This is a genomic window from Marinobacterium sp. xm-m-383 (genome assembly GCF_013283255.1).
GTDB lineage: Bacteria > Pseudomonadota > Gammaproteobacteria > Pseudomonadales > Balneatricaceae > Marinobacterium_E.
The window spans coordinates 173,027-191,040 of sequence record NZ_WBYT01000005.1; the positions used below are offsets into that span (position 1 = coordinate 173,027).

Consider the following 18,014-nt stretch of genomic DNA (forward strand, 5'->3'; position numbering starts at 1 on the left):
AGAGCCGTCGGTCCATTATGTTTGAACGATTTTGAATCATCTCGAGAGCAGAATAATGAAAACATTGAAGACACAAGTAGCGATCATTGGTGGCGGCCCTTCGGGTCTGTTGTTAGGACAACTGTTACACAAGAAAGGGATCTCTAACGTCATACTTGAACGTGTAACAGGTGATTACGTATTGGGTCGTATCCGCGCAGGTATCCTTGAGCAGGGCTTTGCAGATCTAGTCCGTGAAGCCGGTGTTGCTGAAAACATGGACAAGTGTGGTCACGTTCATGAAGGTGTCGTCATTGCAGTAAATGGTGAAAATCATCGTATCGACCTTAAAGGTTTGACAGGCGGTGACGTCGTTGTCTGTTACGGTCAGGTCGATATTACTGAAGACCTAATGGCTGCTCGTGAAGCAACTGAAGGCTTGGATACTTACTATGAAGCATCGGATGTTCAGCCACATGATGTGAAGAGTGATAATCCTTATGTGACATTCACTCACGGTGGAGAAGAGTACCGTCTTGAGTGTGACTTCATCGCGGGTTGTGATGGCTTCCACGGCGTTTCACGTCAAACGATTCCTGAAGATGTTCGTACTGAGCACGAGCGTGTCTACCCATTCGGTTGGTTAGGTCTACTGGCTGATGTGCCTCCATGTCACGATGAGCTTATTTATGCGAAATCAGAGCGTGGCTTTGCCCTAGCATCACAGCGCTCACCAACTCGTTCACGTTACTACATTCAGGTACCTTTGACTGACAAGGTTGAAGATTGGTCTGATGAAGCGTTCTGGGAAGAGCTTAAAAAGCGCCTACCTAAAGAGGCTGCTGACAATGTTACTACTGGACCAGCACTTGAGAAGTCTATTGCACCGCTCCGTTCATTTGTTTGTGAGCCAATGCAGTACGGCAATCTTTTCCTAGTCGGTGATGCGGCACACATCGTACCGCCAACAGGCGCTAAAGGTCTTAACCTGGCTGCTTCTGATGTGGCAACGCTATACAAGATTCTGACTAAAGTTTATGAAACGGGTGATCGTAAATACATTGATCAGTACTCTGAAATCGCACTGCGCCGCGTTTGGCACGGTGAACGTTTCAGCTGGATGATGACTAACATGCTTCACGACTTTGGTGACGAAGTTAGCGATGCAGGTACTGATCCAGAAATGCGTCAGCGCTTTATGGATTCTGAGCTCAGCTACTTCATGAACTACGAAAATGGTCGTCGTGTTATTGCCGAGCAGTATGTAGGTCTTCCTTACGAAGATGTAAAAGAGTAATTTTACGCATCTGCTAAAAACGCCAGGCTGCTTAGTTGCAGCCTGGCGTTTTTATTTGGTCATTCACTTCAGGTTATAGCCAATCTTATGCAGGAACAGCATGCCTGCAATCATCACAACCAATGCTCCAAGAAGTGCTCCAAGGTAGGAGCCAGATAGGTCTGCAACGTAACCGGCAAAAATCGGTGCAACGATCTGAGCAACCCCAAAGCTGATGGTCAGTTTTGCCATCGCTTTCGCTGGGTTGTAGGGGAATGCACGTCCGACAATAGCCAAGGTTAAGCTGACGATTCCGGCAAAGGTGCCTCCCCAACAAGCGGCGGCAATGAAACTGGCCAAGCTGTGGTCGGTCACAAGCGGCAAGATAAACGAAACGATTTGAATGATGTAGGCCAATTGCAGGGCTTGTATCTGTCCGATGCGGTTAGCTACCTTGTCCCAGATCAGTGCCGACGGCGCCGCACAAAGTCCCACGATGACCCACACCCAACCACCTTTGCCGGCTAACTGAGGGGTGTTCTGTAGTATGTCGATAATGAACGTAGCACTAATGACGTAACCGACACCGGCACAAAAATAGGTGGCGATCAGTAGATTCATGAACCGCGAATCGGGCTCCTCTACTTTGCTTGAGGTGCTGGCCTCAAACTTTGGTGGGTAGGGCATCCAGAGCCAGGCAGGGATAAGAAAGAGGGCACCCATCAATGCAAGATCCTGCCACTGTTGATCCCAGCTTAGATCGGCCGAAAATAGGGCGGTGATCAGCCCAGTAAAGACAATGCCGATACCCATGCCGATGAAATGGACCCCTAATTGCGGCTTGAAATGATTGGCGCGCAACCAGTTGATGACCAGTCCAGAGGCGAGTAGCAGCCCCGCGGTACTGGAGATGCCAGAGAGAAATCTGAGTATTGACCAGAGCAGGTGATCCTCAGTAAGGCCAGTGCCATAAGTAGTGACCGTCGCAAGAATTAGATAAAAACGGTAGAGGTGAAATTTAGCAGACAGCTCTTTGATATTCGCCGCTAAGATGGCCCCGACTAGATAGCCGATGTAGTTGTAGGTTGCTAACCAGCCTCCCACCAACTTTGAGAGATCCGTCTGCTCTAACATTTGCGGTAGCAGAGGTGTGTAAGCGAATCGAGCTATGCCAACCGTCAGGATCATTGAACAGATGCCAGCAAAGATAACTTTGTTGCGCTCAATGATTAAATGTCTGTTTGAATCTGTGCTGCTCACAATGCTCAATTCCTAAAGGTGATCGATCACTTTAATGCGAAAAAGTAGATAAATGTATTAAACCTTTAGTGCATCGATTTTAAGATGCGGAATGCCCATTCTGTCTTAGTCGTTTCGATTTACAGAAAACCTTTAACAATAGGTCTGATCTGGATATGAAAACCGCGAGCAGAATCAACGTGCAACCGAGTAGTTGCGACGCGGACATCGTCTCCTTCAGCCAAATCATACCTAAGATAGCCACCCAAACAGGCTCCAATGTCAGGATCAGAGCACCTCGGCTTGCGGGGCCAAGTTTCAGTGAGTAGGTCTGAACAAAAAAGCGCAGACTGGTCCCAATTAACACACTGGCAAGAAACCAGCCTAGAATCGAGATCTCGGCGTTAATGGTCCAGCTTTCGGTTAATAATGAGATCGGCAACAGAACAGCGCCCGCTGTCAGCAGTTGAATCGACGTCAGTGCTCTTAATGGTGTTTTACCGGCGGCGCGACTATTGATGTTTAGGTAGATTGCAAAAGAGATTGCTGACGCTAAGTAGTACCACTCACCCAAACCAAAGACAAAGTTAGATGTTAAGGTGAGAAAAGCAGCACCGATCACAGCAACCGGCACCGCGAACCAGGCAAAACGTGTGGGTTGGTCACCAAATAGTGGCGCCAAAAGAGGTGCAAAAATGGCACCTAAACTGGTCAGAAACGCGCCGATTCCGATATGAGTTCCGTGGAACAGGCCTAATATCCAAAACCCTAGGCCTGCGGCAAATATCACACCAACCAAGGTCACCCGCGAAAGGTCACGTAAGGTGAAGAGTAACAACTCACTGCGTGCGAACAGGGCAATCAGGAGCCCCGCCAACATAAATCGACAGCCCATGAATAGAATGGGTTCAAGACCTAGCAGGACCTCTTTAGAGAATATCCAGCTAATGGCAGCTAACAGGGAGGCCAGCAGCATGAGTAGGTCAGATTTAAGGTATTGAGGGTTCAATGTGTGATCTCGTAAGGTTGAGTGGATAGCATAAACAAAAAAGACGACCCAAGGGTCGTCTTTTTGTTGCTCAATAAAGATTACTTCATTGTTGGCATTGTGAACTCTGGGCCTGCGCTTAGACCGGTAGGCCAGCGAGCAGTGATAGTCTTCATACGAGTGTAGAAGCGAACGCCGTCTGGACCGTGCATGTGCAGTGGACCGAATAGTGAACGTTTCCAACCACCGAAGCTGTGGAATGCCATAGGTACTGGGATTGGCACGTTGACACCGACCATGCCTACTTGTACGTTTTCACAGAAGTTACGAGCCGTGTCACCGTCACGTGTGAAGATAGCCGTGCCGTTACCGTATTCGTGTTCGTTGATTAGGTTCAGTGCCTCTTCATAGCTGTTAACACGAACAACCGCTAGCACAGGGCCGAAGATCTCTTCGTTGTAGATGCGCATGCCAGGCTTAACGTTATCGAACAGCGTTGGGCCAACAAAGTAGCCGTTGTCATGATCAACCACTTTGAAGTTACGGCCGTCAACGACAAGCGTTGCTCCTTCTTCTACACCTGAATCGATGTAACCCAATACTTTGTCAGCGTGAACACGGCTAACTAGAGGGCCCATGTGTGGCTCTGGTGAAGACATACCGTTGCCTACAGACATCTTCTCGATCTCTGCAGTCATATCTTTGATTAGGTGATCAGCAACTGCGTCGCCCACACATACAGCTACAGAGATAGCCATACAGCGCTCGCCTGCAGAACCGTATGCAGCACCCATCAGAGAGCTAACAACCTGTGATGGTTCAGCATCTGGCATTACGATCATGTGGTTCTTAGCACCGCCAAGAGCCTGAACACGTTTGCCGTGTGCACTCGCTGTTGAGTAGATGTACTCAGCGATTGGCGTAGAGCCTACGAAGCTTACTGCCTGAACTGCTTCATCTGTAAGAAGAACGTCTACTGCCTCTTTGTCACCGTTTACGATGTTGAATACACCATCTGGTAGGCCCGCCTCTTTAAGCAGCTCTGCTAGACGCATAGTCGTTGATGGATCTTTCTCAGATGGCTTCATTACGAAGGTGTTACCGCACGCAATAGCGACTGGGAACATCCACATTGGAACCATGGCTGGGAAGTTGAATGGGCTGATACCAGCACAAACACCCATAGGCATCATCTGGCTGTAGCTGTCTACGCCACGGCCAACGTTTAGGCTGTGCTCGCCTTTCTGAAGGTGAGGGATACCACAAGCAAACTCAACAACTTCAAGACCACGAGTTAGTTCGCCTTTCGCGTCAGAGAAGACTTTACCGTGCTCAGAAGTAATTAGCTCAGCAAGTTCATCAGCGTTAGCTTCTACTAGCTCTTTAAACTTAAACATGACGCGAGCGCGCTGAAGTGGAGTCACTTTGCTCCAAGTTTTAAAAGCTTCTTGTGCATTGGCAATCGCTGCACGAGTCTCATCTGCAGTTGAAAGCGCAACCTCTTTAGTTTGTGCGCCAGTCGCAGGGTTGTAGACAGGTGCTGTACGACCTGAGTTTGAAGCGACGTGCTGGCCGCCGATGTAGTTACCTACGATAGACATAGAACTTCTCCTTTATTGGTATGGAGTTATTAGACATCATCATATTTGTTGTAACAATATAAAATAATTAATGTATGATATATCAAAATTGATAGATCAATTGGGTGGGTTATGCGCAGTTCAACATTTAACTGGGAAGATGCTCGTTACTTTCTTGCCGTTGCTAGGGCAGGGCAGATGGGAAAGGCGGCTGAGAGCCTAAATATCTCGACGATTACACTGTCTCGTCACCTCTCTTATTTGCAACAGAGGACTGGAACTCCGCTCTTTATCCGCCTGAGTAAAGGACTGAAACTGACCGACGAAGGCGTGCGTTTGATGCATTACCTCGAGCGTGCAGAGGCCGAAATAGAAGCAGCCGGCGAAATCTTTGGTAGTGATAGCAGCTCCGTCAGTGGCACTGTGCGTGTCGCAGCGCCAGAGGGGTTTGCGCTGCGCGTGCTGACACCGCAGTTGTCATCTTTTCTTCAGGATAACCCAGATCTAAATATAGAAATTGTTCCTCAGTCACGCGGCTTTTCGTTATCAAGGCGTGAAGCCGATATTGCGGTGATGGTGGGTAAACCAACCGAACCCAAGCTGGACTCTATCTGCATAGGTAGCTATAGCCTTGGTCTCTATGCATCTCAACAATATATTGATCAATACGGTATGCCGGACTCTATTGAGGATTTATCGGAGCATCGTTTGATCGGTTATGTGGAAGACCTTCTTTTTTCGGACAAACTCAATACACCTCGCTCTGTATGGCCTCAGTGGCAATCACAAACAGCAATCTACTCTCCTATTGGTCAGGTTGAAGCAGTTAAAGCTGGTTTAGGTATCGGTATGCTGCACAGGTTTCTACTAAGAGAGAGTGATCAACTGGTACGTTTGATCCCTGAGATTGAGGTACAAAGAGAGTTTTATCTTGTATATCACCAGAGTACCGAGAAGGTACCTCGAATCGGTGCTACCCTCGAATTTATGAAGGGACTAAAAGCTGAGTAGTGTCTATGAATGATGTGATGATTTTAGGAGCTGGCGCACTGGGTGCATATGTCGGTGGGTGCATTGCTGAGGCGGGTTACAGTGTACAACTGGTCAATCGCTCAAGCAGTAATGCTGAAGTGGTAAACGCTCAGGGGCTCAAAGTTGAAACCAGTGATGATACCTTTGTTGTTCACCCAAGTGCGGTGCAGTTAGAGCACGCGTGCGATGCTCGTTTTGTACTGCTGTTCACTAAAACCTACCAAAGTGTAGAGGCTATCAAGGCCATTGAACCAAAACTATCACCTTCATCGATCATAGTAACGCTTCAAAACGGTTTGGGTAATGGTCTGCGAATCGCTGAACATGTTAAACAGTCTGTGATTCATGGCGTTACGATGATTCCCGCAACTCAGGTTGAGCCTGGCTTTGTTCGCTCGCTCGGGTTTAGCGATACTTGGTTTGGCCCACTCAATCCCAATGATCAGCATGCGCTTTCTGCAGCGATTGAGTTGGAGAAAATATTAACAGAGGCGGGTATTACCGCTGCCAATGTCGATCAGCCTTTAAACAAGATCTGGCAGAAGGCCTGTTTCAATGTCGCTATGAACGGAGTTTGTGCTTTAACTGATGCCGGCCCGGGTATTGTTAACGACACTGAGGCATTGAAGCGGGAAGCTCACGCGTTGGCCGATGAGGCTGTCAGTGTCGCGAACGCAATGGATGCGACTGTGGACACAGAGGCGCTGCATAACCTAATCAACTTCGCTTGTGCCGAACACCGCTTTCATCAGCCCTCTATGTTGCAGGACGTGCGGGCGGGGCGCTTAACTGAGGTCGATTCGTTGAATGGATTTGTTGTTGAACAAGCGAAGCGGTTGGGTGTTTCGGTTCCCAAAAATGAGTTGATGACGGCACTCATATTGGCACGCCAGGTTTCTCCTCAGTTTTGGGCAGGGCAAACAAGCTAAAAAAAGACCCGCTTTAAGCGGGTCTAATATTGGACATGATCGTTAGACTGATACTTCTAAACCTGCGTCTGCACAAAGCTTAGTAAGATTGGCATAACCAAGTTTTGCGTAGGTAAGTGGGTGAGCAACAGCAGGGTCCTGCTCAGCTTCTACGACCAACCAACCACTGTAGTTACACTCTTTCAGAACAGCGAAAATTGATGGGTAATCAACTGAACCATCGCCAGGTACTGTGAAAGTTCCGTTGAGTACTGAGTTCAAGAAACTTAGGTTTTGGTTTTTAGCATCCTTCAGTACTTCTGCACGGATATCTTTACAGTGTACATGGCGGATACGACCTGCATAGCGCTTCGCAAGAGCAAGTGGATCGCCACCCGCGTAGGTCATGTGTCCAGTATCCAGAAGCAGACCAACAGCATCCGATGTGCCTTGCATTAGACGATCAACATCTGCTTCGCTCTCTACTACTGTGCCCATGTGGTGGTGGTAGGCAAGCGCCATACCTTGGCTCTGAAGGTACTGTCCAACAACCTCAATTCGTTCCAACAGAGTCGTCCACTCAGCATCTGTCATGACTGGACGCTTAGAGACAGGAACTTCACGTTCACCGTGAATACACTGACTAACTTCACAGTAAACCATCACATTAGATCCAAGTGCTTTTAGGAGATTCATGTGATCCTGCATCGCCTCGATCTCTTCTTCTGCAGTCCGTTCAAGAAGCTGACTTGAGTACCAACCTGATACTAACTTTAGTCCATGGGCATCAAGGATTGGACCAAGTACTTCTGCTTTACGAGGGAATTTCTGACCCAATTCAAAGCCTGCGTAACCCGCTTCTTTACCTTCAGAAAGACAGGTTTCAAGCGGTGTGTCAGCACCTAACTCTGGCATGTCATCGTTAGTCCATGTCAGAGGGTTAATACCAATACGTACACTCATTAATTCACTCTCCGGTGTTTTATATTCCAGACTAGAGGTTCTCTAGCTGGCGTTTTTTCATCTCATCGTATTTTGCTCTAGCTTCTAGAACCTGGCTTCGACCTGATACTTCAGGAATTGCCACTTCCCACCAACAGCCTCCTGGTGCTGTTATTAGCGGGTCGGTATCAATACTGATGATATATGTTTTGTCTGCTGCACGAGCTCGTACAAGTGCATCTTCCAGTTCCGCAATAGTTGCAACGGTTTCACCCTCTGCACCCATTGCTTTAGCGTGTGCGGTGAAATCAATTTTAGGTGCTGGTTTGCCATCGGCTGTTAAGCAGTCTTCAAGTAGGTTGTTAAAACCTGCACCGCCACAACCCATGGTCTGAAGTCGGTGAATACATCCATAGCCACAGTTATCGAGCACAACGAGGATAAACTTCTGGCCCAACATTACAGAGGTGAATACCTCAGAGTTAGCCATCATGTATGAACCATCACCCACCATGACATAAACTTCTGAGTCGGGTTTAGCCATTTTAACGCCGATGCCGCCAGCAACCTCATAGCCCATACATGAGTAGCCATACTCCATGTGGTAGCCTTTTGAGTGTTTCGTGCGCCATAGCTTTTGAAGTTCACCTGGTAGACCGCCAGCAGCACACTCAACGATATCTTTGGTCATATCTGATGAGCGAAGAACTGCACCAACGACCTCTGAATCGGTAGGTAGATCTGTACCACGATTTGTCATAGCTACATCACAAGCTTTAATCCAAGCTTGGCGCTCAGTTTCGCCCTTAGCAACCCACGCACTGTCTGCTGACCAGCCTTCAAGAGCATCGTTAAGTAACCCAAGGGTAAGCTTCGCATCTCCGACAAGAGGCTGGCCCTTGTGTTTGATAGCATCAAATGAGCCAACGTTGATACAAACAAGGTTGGCATCTTTATGAAATAGCGCACGCGAGCCTGAAGCAAAGTCACCTAGACGCGTACCAACAGCAATCACAAGGTCACAATCTGGGGCCATAGCGTTCGCTGAAGCAGAACCAGACACACCCATAGTTCCAAGGTTTTGAGGATGGTCCCAAGGTAGAGCACCTTTACCAGCCTGTGTTTCAGCAACAGGAACTTGGAATTTAGTTACAAATTGATCAAATTCAGAAAGCGCTTCAGAGTAGTGAATACCACCACCAGCAATAACCATTGGCTTTTTAGATTGCTTGATTAGCTCGATTGCACGTGCCAATTCGTCAGCATCTGGACCTTGGCGGCGAAGATGGTGAATCTTCTCATCAAAGAACGATTCAGGATAATCGAACGCCATTGTTTGAACATCTTGCGGAATCGCCAATACAGCAGGGCCACAGTCGATTGGATCTGTTAACACTCGCATTACATTCGGCAGTGCCGCTAGCAGCTGCTCTGGGCGCATGATTCTGTCGAAGTAGCGACTTACAGGCTTGAAAACATCGTTTGATGTCAGTGTGTAGTCGTGTGGATTTTCAACTTGCTGAAGCACAGGGTCAGGCATACGAGTTGCGAACGTATCACCGGGTAGGAAAAGTACCGGAAGGCGGTTTACATGAGCAACCGCGGCTGCAGTAGCCATGTTAACAGAGCCTGGACCTGCTGACGCTGTAACCGCCATAAAGCGTTTGCGGTTCATCGTTTTAGTGTAAGCAATTGCTGCATGAGCCATGGTCTGCTCGTTTTGACCGCGGAAGGTTGGTAGCTCAGCTTGGACAGGCTGAAGAGCTTCACCTAAACCGGCAACGTTACCGTGTCCAAAAATAGCCCAAACACCAGCAAAAATAGGCTGTTTCTCACCATCGACAATGACCTTTTGCGCCATCATGTATTTCACGACAGCTTGGGCCATAGTAAGTCTTATTGTGCTCATATCTTTTGAGTCCTTTTTTGATTAACGGTTACGCCAGCTTTCGATCAAGCTCTGGTAGTTTCCGCTAACTAGCTCAATAAATTGTTCGTCATTAATTTCGTTTGCAAGCCACTGGCGACTCTCTGAAGACCATAGTGTACGGCCAACCGTAAAGCCTTTGCAGATATCGAACCCTTTTGAGTTTGCAAAGTCACGTTTTAAAACTTCGAGTGGCGCATCCAGACCAAGTAATACAACGCCTCTACAGTGTGGCTGACGCTTATTAATTAACTGTGTCAGTTTCTCCCAGGTATTGCGGCTTGGTGCAGGTAGTTTCCACCAATCAGGACGGATTCCTAAGTTGTAGAAGCGCTCAAGTGAACGCACAAGAGTGTCTTCATCTTGCGCCATATCTTTCGGTGGAATGATTTCAAGCAGAAGCTCATGTCCTGAAGCACAGCAAGCTTTATAGAGTTCTAAAGCCTGACGTTCTTGTGCAAGACGGTGCATGATAGGTTGGTCTGGATGATAGAAAATCAAACATTTAACAACATGTTCAAGCGGCCACTCTTTTAATCGGCTGCCAATTGAACGTCCACCCTCAAGCTCGATTGGATTTGAAGTAGGAAGTTCAACAGGACGACCTATCCACCAGCCTAAACCGGTTACATCGTTCAAAGCGTCCTGACCATACGTATCATCGATTAATACACCAACCTTACCCTCAAGGTTTGCCTTCACGGCAGCGTCTTGAGTTGCCTTAACTAATAGCTGCTTTAGCAATTTGATTCGAGATTCATCGGTGCCTGCTTCGCGTGCCATTTGGAATAATTGGATTCGGTGGTCATAGGCTAGGCCAAGAATCTCATCCCACTTTGGTTTGCGGCGTGTTGTTACACGATGTAAGTAGTTAAGTTCAGTGTCTTTATCTGGGCGTGGAATCTCTGCTGCATGTGCGATGTAGTAGTCGAGCTCCTCACCGGATGGAATCGCAGGTGCACATCCATGGCGAGAAACTACAAGAGCACCACAAGCATTAGCATACTGGCAACAGGTGAGGTAATCCTTGCCGTTTAGCCAGCCGCGAAGGAAGCCGCTCATAAAAGCATCACCTGCGCCTAATACGTTGAGAACATCAACGCGTACGCCAGTGAATACATCGAAAGCATCCATTGAGTCTGGAATTGCACCATCTAGAACCGTACAACCCAATGCACCTAGTTTAAGAACGATGGTTGCATTTGATAGCTCACGAATCTTCTTAAGTGCTGCAATAGTGTCGGTTGTGCCGCCTGCAATGTGAACTTCCTCTTCGGTACCTACGATGAGGTCCAGATGCGGAAGAACTGTCTGAAGGTGTTGGCTCACACCTTCATTAGATACGAAACGGTTTTCACCTTCGCCGATACCGGTTAATCCCCAAAGCACTGGGCGGTAATCGATATCAAGAACAACCTTAGTGCCCGCAGCTTTAGCGTATTCAACTGCTTTCATACACGCTTCGTAAGTTGAAGGTGTAGATAGGTGTGTGCCAGTCATTAGTAGTGAACGACTAGAAGCTATAAATTCAGGTGAGAAGTCATCTTTGTTAAGCGCCATGTCTGCACAGTCACGGCGATAGAAAATCAGAGGAAAGGTCTCTTGGTCTTTAATGCCCAAGATAACAAGACCCGTTAAGCAATCTTTATCAGTCACAACGTGGCTAGTATCTACACCCGCTGCTTCAAATTCTTCTCTTACGAAGCGACCCATATGCTCATCGCCCACGCGAGTTAGCATAGCTGAGCGCAGCCCTAACCGTGATGTGCCGTATGCAATGTTGCCTGAAGAGCCTCCAAGATATTTCGCAAAGCTGCCCATATCCTCGAGTCTACTACCGATCTGTTCTCCGTAGAGGTCAACGGCTGCTCGTCCTAGGCAGATGATATCGAGATCGCGTGTGCCTACGCTCGACTTCAGGTCACTCATGGTGGCTCCTAATGGCTATATGTTGGAATTACAGAAGAAGAGTAGAGTCTGTAACCTATGTATCACTTCTTATTTTGAGATGCTCAGGATAGAAATTAATTTCCATTTAGTCAATATTTTGGAACGAACATATCATAAGCTAGAATAATTATTTAAAATCAATGGCTTATTGTAATTTTGGGCTGGTTTTTACCAGAAAAATAATGATTTTTGTTTAAAATATTAGGTAAATTGGAATAAAAGTTCCAAATTGACCTTTTTAATCTTCTAGATAGTGGCTAGAATTTCAGCATCTAAACGTTTTCGAGGTTTATCATGTCACACCTTCTTTCTCGTGCATCGGCTCCAAATGAGCAGGGGCTAATACAAAAAATTACTCCAGAATCTGCAGGATGGGAGTATGTAGGTTTCGAAGTTTATAAGCTTAAAAAGGGTCAAACACTTGAGCAGGCAACTGGTGATAGAGAAGTTTGTGTTGTTCTCGTGACTGGTTTTGCTGATGTAGCAACTAACTCTGAGAATTGGACTGGTTTGGGCGAACGCCAGAGTGTATTTGAGCAGAAAGCCCCATACGCTGTTTACGTTCCCCCGGCTGATAACTTTGTGGTCACTGCAAATTCAGATATGGAAGTAGCTGTATGTAGTGCACCAGGCAAGGGTGAATATCCAGCTCGATTGATTACACCTGCAGACGCTAGTTTTGAAACGCGTGGCATAGGTACTAACCAACGTCATGTCTGCAACATTCTCTTTGGAAATATGGCTGCAGAGAAGTTGTTGGTGTGTGAAGTAATCACTCCGGACGGTAATTGGTCAAGCTACCCGCCTCATAAGCACGACCGTGATATTTCACCATCTGAGACTCTTCTTGAAGAGACCTACTTCCACAAAGTAGACCCTGAGCAGGGTTTCGTTTTCCAGCGCGTTTACACAGATGATCGCTCACTAGATGAAACGATGGCTGTAGAGAATAACGGGGTTGTTATGGTGCCTGAAGGCTACCATCCAGTAGGTGCTCCACACGGATATACATCCTACTACCTGAATGTTATGGCGGGGCCATCACGTGAGTGGATCTTCCATAATGACCCTGACCATGAGTGGATACTTGAAGCGGATAAGAAAAAAACTGCTCAGGGTTAAATTCATCACATACTTCAAGGATTTTTGAGGTGTGTCTACTCTTCAGGATAGGTGAGAAACAGACGCCAGTAACTGTAAAGTGACAAGGCGGTTGCAAGTATTGCCCAGAATGGGTTTCCAAATACAATCCATTCTAAAATAGCCCATCCAGCTGTAGGACCAACTGTTAAATATCGACGTATTTTGGGTTTGAAAAATTTTAAATCTTGGTCACGTATCATCGCTTGCCCATATGTTTTATGAATTAAAGTTCTGCGTTAAGTCTAATTTCTGCTCGATCAGCATGTAAATTGTTCAATGCAGTTTGGAACAATTTGATTTTTTCTTTATATCTAATTTATCTGAACAGCAAAGACTTGATCGACGACACCATCCAAAAGGCCGTTTTTCGTTATTCCATTCGCTCCTGACAAGCCACGGCAAGTTCTTGCAACAGTCACGTCTCTCTTATCAAGCTTCTTCGGTAAGTTGCTAGGTATCTGTTAGATCATCCTTATTAGATTGCATTTGGTACAGTGGAAATTATTGCAAAAGATGCAAAGGTACACCCGCCAACCTTAGTTTGTTTTGTTAACGCCTCTGGTTATAGTGGTTTTATAAGATTCAGCGTCTGTTTTTACAGCATCTTCTTCATGATTCCGCCAGCTACTGTGACTTTGTCCATGATGCTAAACAATCCCTTGGAAAACAGCCATCTTAAGATCCAGTGGGATTGCTGTATCGATTTACCGATTCCAATTCCTCCATTTTAAAAACAACTCCAATCCGATATTGATGTTGTTTAGCTGCAAGTAATGATTGACTGGTTGTGATGTAAACATTGAGTTTACTGGGTAGCTTGGTGTAATTTGCTATTCATTAATTTTGAAATTGTTAAGGTTTTTGCAGATTGTCTAAATTTTTTAAAGCAAAGATCACTTTAGCAGACGTTGCTAAATTAGCAGGGGTCAGCAGGAGCGCTGTTTCAAGGACTTTTACACCAGGTGCATCAGTATCAGCTAAAACTAGAAAACTGGTTGAAGAGGCAGCTGCGAGTTTAGGTTATAGGCCGAATATTTTGGCTAGAAGCCTAACCACTGGTCAAACAGGTTTAGTTGGTCTTGTGGCAAACAATTTTCAAAACCCTGCCTACCTAGAAATTTTCGATATTTTTACTCGGTTACTGCAAGAGAAAGGGCTTAGAACTCTGTTGGTTAATTTGACCGATGAAACAGATCCTCAACGCAGCCTAGATCTATTATCGCAATATCAAGTTGATGCCGTGGTTGTTGCTACTTCAACACTTCCGGTTGAGTTCTCTAGCGCATTTTCTCAAGCTGGTTTGCCTGTTGTTCATGCATTTGGACGAGATCATCAGGGTGATTATGACGTAGTGGGTATCGATAATTTCTCTGCTGGCGCTATGGGTGCTCAGCGACTGTTACAAGCAGGCTATTCAGATATCGGATTTCTGGGCGGCCCGCAATTCTCAACCTCGACCAACGATCGACTCAATGGATTTTTATCGGTGGTCGATAGTGCGCCACATGTTAGGAAAAGAGTCGCATTTGCCGATGCTTACACCTTCGAAGCGGGTAACAAAGCGATGCACGGATTGATTGAAGGTAAGTTATCTCAGGGTTACTTCTGTGGTGATGACATGATTGCAATCGGTGCAATATCTGCACTCGAGGCCTCAAGAATCAGTGTGCCTGAGCAGGTTGGAATCATCGGTTTTAATAATATTCAGATGGCGGGCTGGGAAAATATTCAACTCACCACTATCAGCCAGCCGGTTACTGAAATAGTTGAGATAACAGTGGATCGTTTGTTATCTCAACTTGAACAAGGAGTTGGATTTAAACCGTGTTTAACCCTTCTACCTTGCGAAATTGTCGAGCGCAATTCAATGCCTAAGTTATAGGTTAACCCATCCCCCCATTGTTTTGCCTGATTGAGCGACAGCGGCAATTGCCTTAATCGAGTCAGCTCCCGCTTCTACGAGTGGAATGAGGCCTAAATCTGGTTTAGATCCTTGTTTTGTAGAATCGATTGCCTGTGCCAACTCTGTATATATATTGCCAAATGCAAGCGGCATACCTTCCGCATGACCGACTGTAACGCGACTTGAACGATCCGCTTCAGGGGATAACCCACCTTCACCACGTTCGATAATCTGTGTACGCCCGCCCACTGGTGTGTAATAGAGCTGGTTAGGTTGCTCCTGGGCCCAGCGAAGTCCACCGGTTTCACCGAAAATTTGAATTGTTAGACCGTGCTGACGACCTATCGCACAGGATGATGTCCAGAGGCGTCCCACAGCTCCTTCGGACATCCGAAAGTTAACCATGGCATCATCTTCCAGCTCGCGACTAGGAATTAAGCTGACACAATCTGCACTCAGTTTTTCTACACGTTGGTTAGTCACAAAGCTAGCCATGTGCATAGCGTGTATCCCGCAATCTGCAAATTGCGCTGAAACGCCCACTTTGGCTGGATCATAACGCCAGCGAACCCGAGGGTTATCGGCATCAGCAGCATTAGCATGGTGTCCATGGGCAAACTCAGCAAACACCATACGTACTTTGCCGATATCACCTCGGGCGACCATTGCTCGCATATGACGCACCAGTGAGTATCCTGAGTAGCCATAATTTACAGCGCAGATTTTTCCGCTCGCTGCTGCAACCCGAACAAGATCTTCGGCTTGTTCAACATTCATAGTCAGTGGTTTTTCGCAAAGTACATGGAAGCCTGCTTCTAAGAAGGCTTTACAGATCTCATAATGCGTATCATTTGGTGTTGCGATAGTGACCAGTTCAACACGATCAGATCTGTTACGCTCGCCCTCTAGCATTTCGCGCCAGTCGCCATAACTTCGGCTAGCATCGAGACCTAATTCGATACCATAGGCACGCCCTTCGTCCGGGCGATGATCAAGTGCTGCTGCGGCAAAATTAAATAGGCCATCTAGGCGCGCACCAAGTCGGTGTGCAGGTCCAATTTGACTACCTCGCCCACCACCAATCAGACCCCAATTAATCGGTTTCATTTCTTATAGACTCCTAAATTAAAAACCAACACTTGCGAGATATTCACGATTAGCGCGGGCATCAGTTATGGGTGATACATCAAGGGTAGGGTCGCAATCTTGCTCGACTGTTATCCAGCCGTTGTAACCGCGTTCTGTAAGCAATTTTTTAACTGCGTTAAAGTCGACTTCGCCCTTACCAAGATTGCAAAATATCCCTTGTCCACAGGCTTCATAGAATCCTGTTCTGTTACTAATAACGTCTGTTTTTACGGTAGGATCGATGTCTTTAAAGTGAACATAGGCAAGGCGATCAAAGTGTCGCTGCATAAACTCCACCGGATCGAAACCAGCGTAAGTCTGATGACCGGTGTCGACGCACAGTTTTAAATATTCTGGTTCAATCTCTTTTAGTAGCTGTTCTAGTTCAGGCAGGTAGTCAACGAAGCCAGCACTGTGACTATGGATGCTAACTGTGAGTCCATACTCTTCCGTCCCGAGTTTTGCGACTGTTCTTATGCGCTCAACAAAGGCACTCCATTCATCACAACCCATTTTGACTGCTTCGTCGGGCCTCCCCGCTGCGGGCGCTCGGCGCTCTGAAATAGAGTCGATCAAAACAAGTTGATCGGCACCATGCGCCTTTAAAGAGCGGCATGTACGATGCGCTGTGTCGAGTAGTTCTGAAAACCTATCGGCATCATGGAATGGCTGGTAAAGAACACCTGCGGTAAGTTGCAGGTCATATTTTTTCAACGCTGCTGCGAGCTCGTCAGGGTCTTCTGGCATAAAGCCAATGGGACCGAGTTCAATCCCTTTGTAGCCCGCTTCAGCACACTCTTTAAGTACAGTGTCCCATGACGGGTTGCGAGGATCTCCAGCAAATTCAACACCCCACGAACAGGGTGCGTTTCCAACACGAATTGTCATTATTTTTACCTTGTGCTTAAAGGCTTATCCAGCCTGAAGTTTTGTAGGAGTTTCTAACCGCTTCAACGACGCGCATCACCTCAGCTCCGTCACTGAATGATGGCCATGCTGGCTGCTTGCCGAGTATGGCGCGAAGAAAGTTGGCCTGTTCGATAATAATCTGATCTTGGTACCCGGTTCCGTGAGCAGGGCCCTGGCAGAAAAAGCGGTAGTCGCCATGATCAGGTCCTGCAAAAATACGTTTGAAACCGGCATTCGGACCCATGTCTCGCTGATAAAGCCAGAGCGAGTTTTGATCCTCTTGATCAAAACGAAGAGTTCCCTCAGTCCCATGAATTTCATAGGCATAACCCATTTTTCGTCCATGAGCGACGCGTGATGATGAGATAAATCCGTTAGCACCATTTTGAAATTGGCACATGAATTGAATTTGATCGTCATTTGAGTCGGAGCTCTTTGGCTGTCTTCGAGACTCTGGTCTGCATTTAATATCAGCTACTAGCGATTGAATCGAACCACAAAATGCGAGTGCGCATTGAATAACGTGGGGAGCTAAATCACCTAGCGTGCCGTTTGCATCACCATGTAGTCGCCAACTATCTAATGGTTCCACCATGAAGTCTTCGTTGTGTTCTCCACGGAACCAGGTGATCTCTCCGATGACACCGTCTGCTACGAGTTTGCGGGCGTAAGCGCTGGCCGGTGTGTTTATATAGTTATAGGCAACTAGGTTGATGACTGACTGAGCAGCATTAGCAATCGCTTCTGCCTCTATGAGGGTTCGCCCCATCGGCTTTTCACACATCACTGGTTTTCCGGCAGCAGCACAGAGTTTTACAAACTCTAGGTGAGTATCCTGCGGTGATGCGATTATGACTGCGTCTATATCATCTGAATTAATCAGTTCCTCGGCAGAGGCAAACGCTCTGGGTGCCTTAAATAGTTGAGCGTAGCGCTGGGCGCTCTCAAGTGAGCTCGCTGCGATTCCTCCGAGCGTAACGGTTGCATCAAGCTCCATAACAGCACTAACGGAGTGGGACGCAACAGCATGAGCCTTGCCCATATATCCGCCGCCGATAACGCCCAGGTTTAATTTTTTCATCTTCTTTTGCCTTGTATTTGCAACCGGTT

Annotated in this window: 14 protein-coding genes and 1 pseudogene; 6 read left to right on the forward strand and 9 right to left on the reverse strand. The window is 46.9% G+C overall.

The features are described from left to right. The first annotated feature begins 64 nt into the window (after nucleotides 1–64). Nucleotides 65–1,276: a 4-hydroxybenzoate 3-monooxygenase gene (pobA, locus tag XMM383_RS09760; protein ID WP_217362084.1), complete on the forward strand. Its 1,212-nt coding sequence runs from the start codon at nucleotides 65–67 to the stop codon at nucleotides 1,274–1,276. A gap of 63 nt (nucleotides 1,277–1,339) precedes the next feature. Here pobA and XMM383_RS09765 read toward each other — a convergent pair whose 3' ends face one another. The 3 genes from XMM383_RS09765 to XMM383_RS09775 form a co-directional block, all read right to left on the reverse strand. After that, nucleotides 1,340–2,515, reverse strand: a complete 1,176-nt coding sequence (locus XMM383_RS09765; protein ID WP_371744234.1) for a YbfB/YjiJ family MFS transporter — start codon at nucleotides 2,513–2,515, stop codon at nucleotides 1,340–1,342. Between the two features lie 79 nt (nucleotides 2,516–2,594). After that, nucleotides 2,595–3,503, reverse strand: coding sequence for a DMT family transporter (locus XMM383_RS09770; RefSeq protein ID WP_173494883.1), 909 nt, complete (start codon nucleotides 3,501–3,503; stop codon nucleotides 2,595–2,597). Nucleotides 3,504–3,583: 80 nt separating this feature from the next. Continuing rightward, complete coding sequence (locus XMM383_RS09775) at nucleotides 3,584–5,083, reverse strand: CoA-acylating methylmalonate-semialdehyde dehydrogenase (RefSeq protein ID WP_173494884.1); 1,500 nt, start codon at nucleotides 5,081–5,083, stop codon at nucleotides 3,584–3,586. Between the two features lie 111 nt (nucleotides 5,084–5,194). Between XMM383_RS09775 and XMM383_RS09780 the strand changes: the two genes are divergently transcribed. Both XMM383_RS09780 and XMM383_RS09785 read left to right on the forward strand, forming a co-directional pair. Next, complete coding sequence (locus XMM383_RS09780) at nucleotides 5,195–6,073, forward strand: LysR family transcriptional regulator (protein ID WP_173483029.1); 879 nt, start codon at nucleotides 5,195–5,197, stop codon at nucleotides 6,071–6,073. Nucleotides 6,074–6,078: 5 nt separating this feature from the next. Then, nucleotides 6,079–7,023: a ketopantoate reductase family protein gene (locus XMM383_RS09785; protein WP_173494885.1), complete on the forward strand. Its 945-nt coding sequence runs from the start codon at nucleotides 6,079–6,081 to the stop codon at nucleotides 7,021–7,023. A 42-nt stretch (nucleotides 7,024–7,065) separates the two neighbouring features. Here XMM383_RS09785 and iolE read toward each other — a convergent pair whose 3' ends face one another. The 3 genes from iolE to iolC are packed head-to-tail and all read right to left on the reverse strand — an operon-like array spanning nucleotide 7,066 to nucleotide 11,800. Continuing rightward, entirely contained in the window at nucleotides 7,066–7,965 is a 900-nt protein-coding gene (gene iolE, locus XMM383_RS09790; RefSeq protein WP_173494886.1) for a myo-inosose-2 dehydratase, read from the reverse strand. Nucleotides 7,966–7,996: 31 nt separating this feature from the next. Then, nucleotides 7,997–9,853, reverse strand: coding sequence for a 3D-(3,5/4)-trihydroxycyclohexane-1,2-dione acylhydrolase (decyclizing) (gene iolD / locus XMM383_RS09795; protein ID WP_173494887.1), 1,857 nt, complete (start codon nucleotides 9,851–9,853; stop codon nucleotides 7,997–7,999). Nucleotides 9,854–9,874: 21 nt separating this feature from the next. Further along, nucleotides 9,875–11,800 carry a 5-dehydro-2-deoxygluconokinase gene (gene iolC, locus XMM383_RS09800; RefSeq protein WP_173494888.1) on the reverse strand — a complete coding sequence of 642 codons (1,926 nt, stop codon included), beginning with the start codon at nucleotides 11,798–11,800 and terminating at the stop codon, nucleotides 9,875–9,877. 315 nt (nucleotides 11,801–12,115) lie between these two features. Between iolC and iolB the strand changes: the two genes are divergently transcribed. The 3 genes and pseudogenes from iolB to XMM383_RS09810 all read left to right on the forward strand — a co-directional run bounded on the left by iolB (nucleotide 12,116) and on the right by XMM383_RS09810 (nucleotide 14,846). Beyond that, nucleotides 12,116–12,943 (forward strand): 5-deoxy-glucuronate isomerase, encoded by an 828-nt coding sequence (iolB, locus tag XMM383_RS09805; RefSeq protein ID WP_173494889.1) that lies wholly within the window; start codon nucleotides 12,116–12,118, stop codon nucleotides 12,941–12,943. 889 nt (nucleotides 12,944–13,832) lie between these two features. Then, nucleotides 13,833–13,985 (forward strand): annotated as a pseudogene (locus XMM383_RS11880) (LacI family DNA-binding transcriptional regulator); the annotation flags it as partial. 60 nt (nucleotides 13,986–14,045) lie between these two features. Continuing rightward, on the forward strand, nucleotides 14,046–14,846 hold the full coding sequence (locus XMM383_RS09810; protein ID WP_371744238.1) for a substrate-binding domain-containing protein: 801 nt from the start codon (nucleotides 14,046–14,048) through the stop codon (nucleotides 14,844–14,846). Here the strand turns inward: XMM383_RS09810 and XMM383_RS09815 are convergent. The 3 genes from XMM383_RS09815 to XMM383_RS09825 are packed head-to-tail and all read right to left on the reverse strand — an operon-like array spanning nucleotide 14,841 to nucleotide 17,985. After that, nucleotides 14,841–15,974: a Gfo/Idh/MocA family protein gene (locus tag XMM383_RS09815; protein ID WP_173494890.1), complete on the reverse strand. Its 1,134-nt coding sequence runs from the start codon at nucleotides 15,972–15,974 to the stop codon at nucleotides 14,841–14,843. The two genes, XMM383_RS09810 and XMM383_RS09815, sit on opposite strands and share 6 nt — an antisense overlap. Before the next feature lie 18 nt (nucleotides 15,975–15,992). Beyond that, nucleotides 15,993–16,883, reverse strand: coding sequence for a sugar phosphate isomerase/epimerase (locus tag XMM383_RS09820; protein ID WP_173494891.1), 891 nt, complete (start codon nucleotides 16,881–16,883; stop codon nucleotides 15,993–15,995). A gap of 16 nt (nucleotides 16,884–16,899) precedes the next feature. After that, the gene (locus tag XMM383_RS09825; protein ID WP_173494892.1) at nucleotides 16,900–17,985 is read right to left on the reverse strand and encodes a Gfo/Idh/MocA family protein; all 1,086 of its coding nucleotides are present in this window, start codon (nucleotides 17,983–17,985) and stop codon (nucleotides 16,900–16,902) included. Nucleotides 17,986–18,014 lie beyond the last annotated feature (29 nt).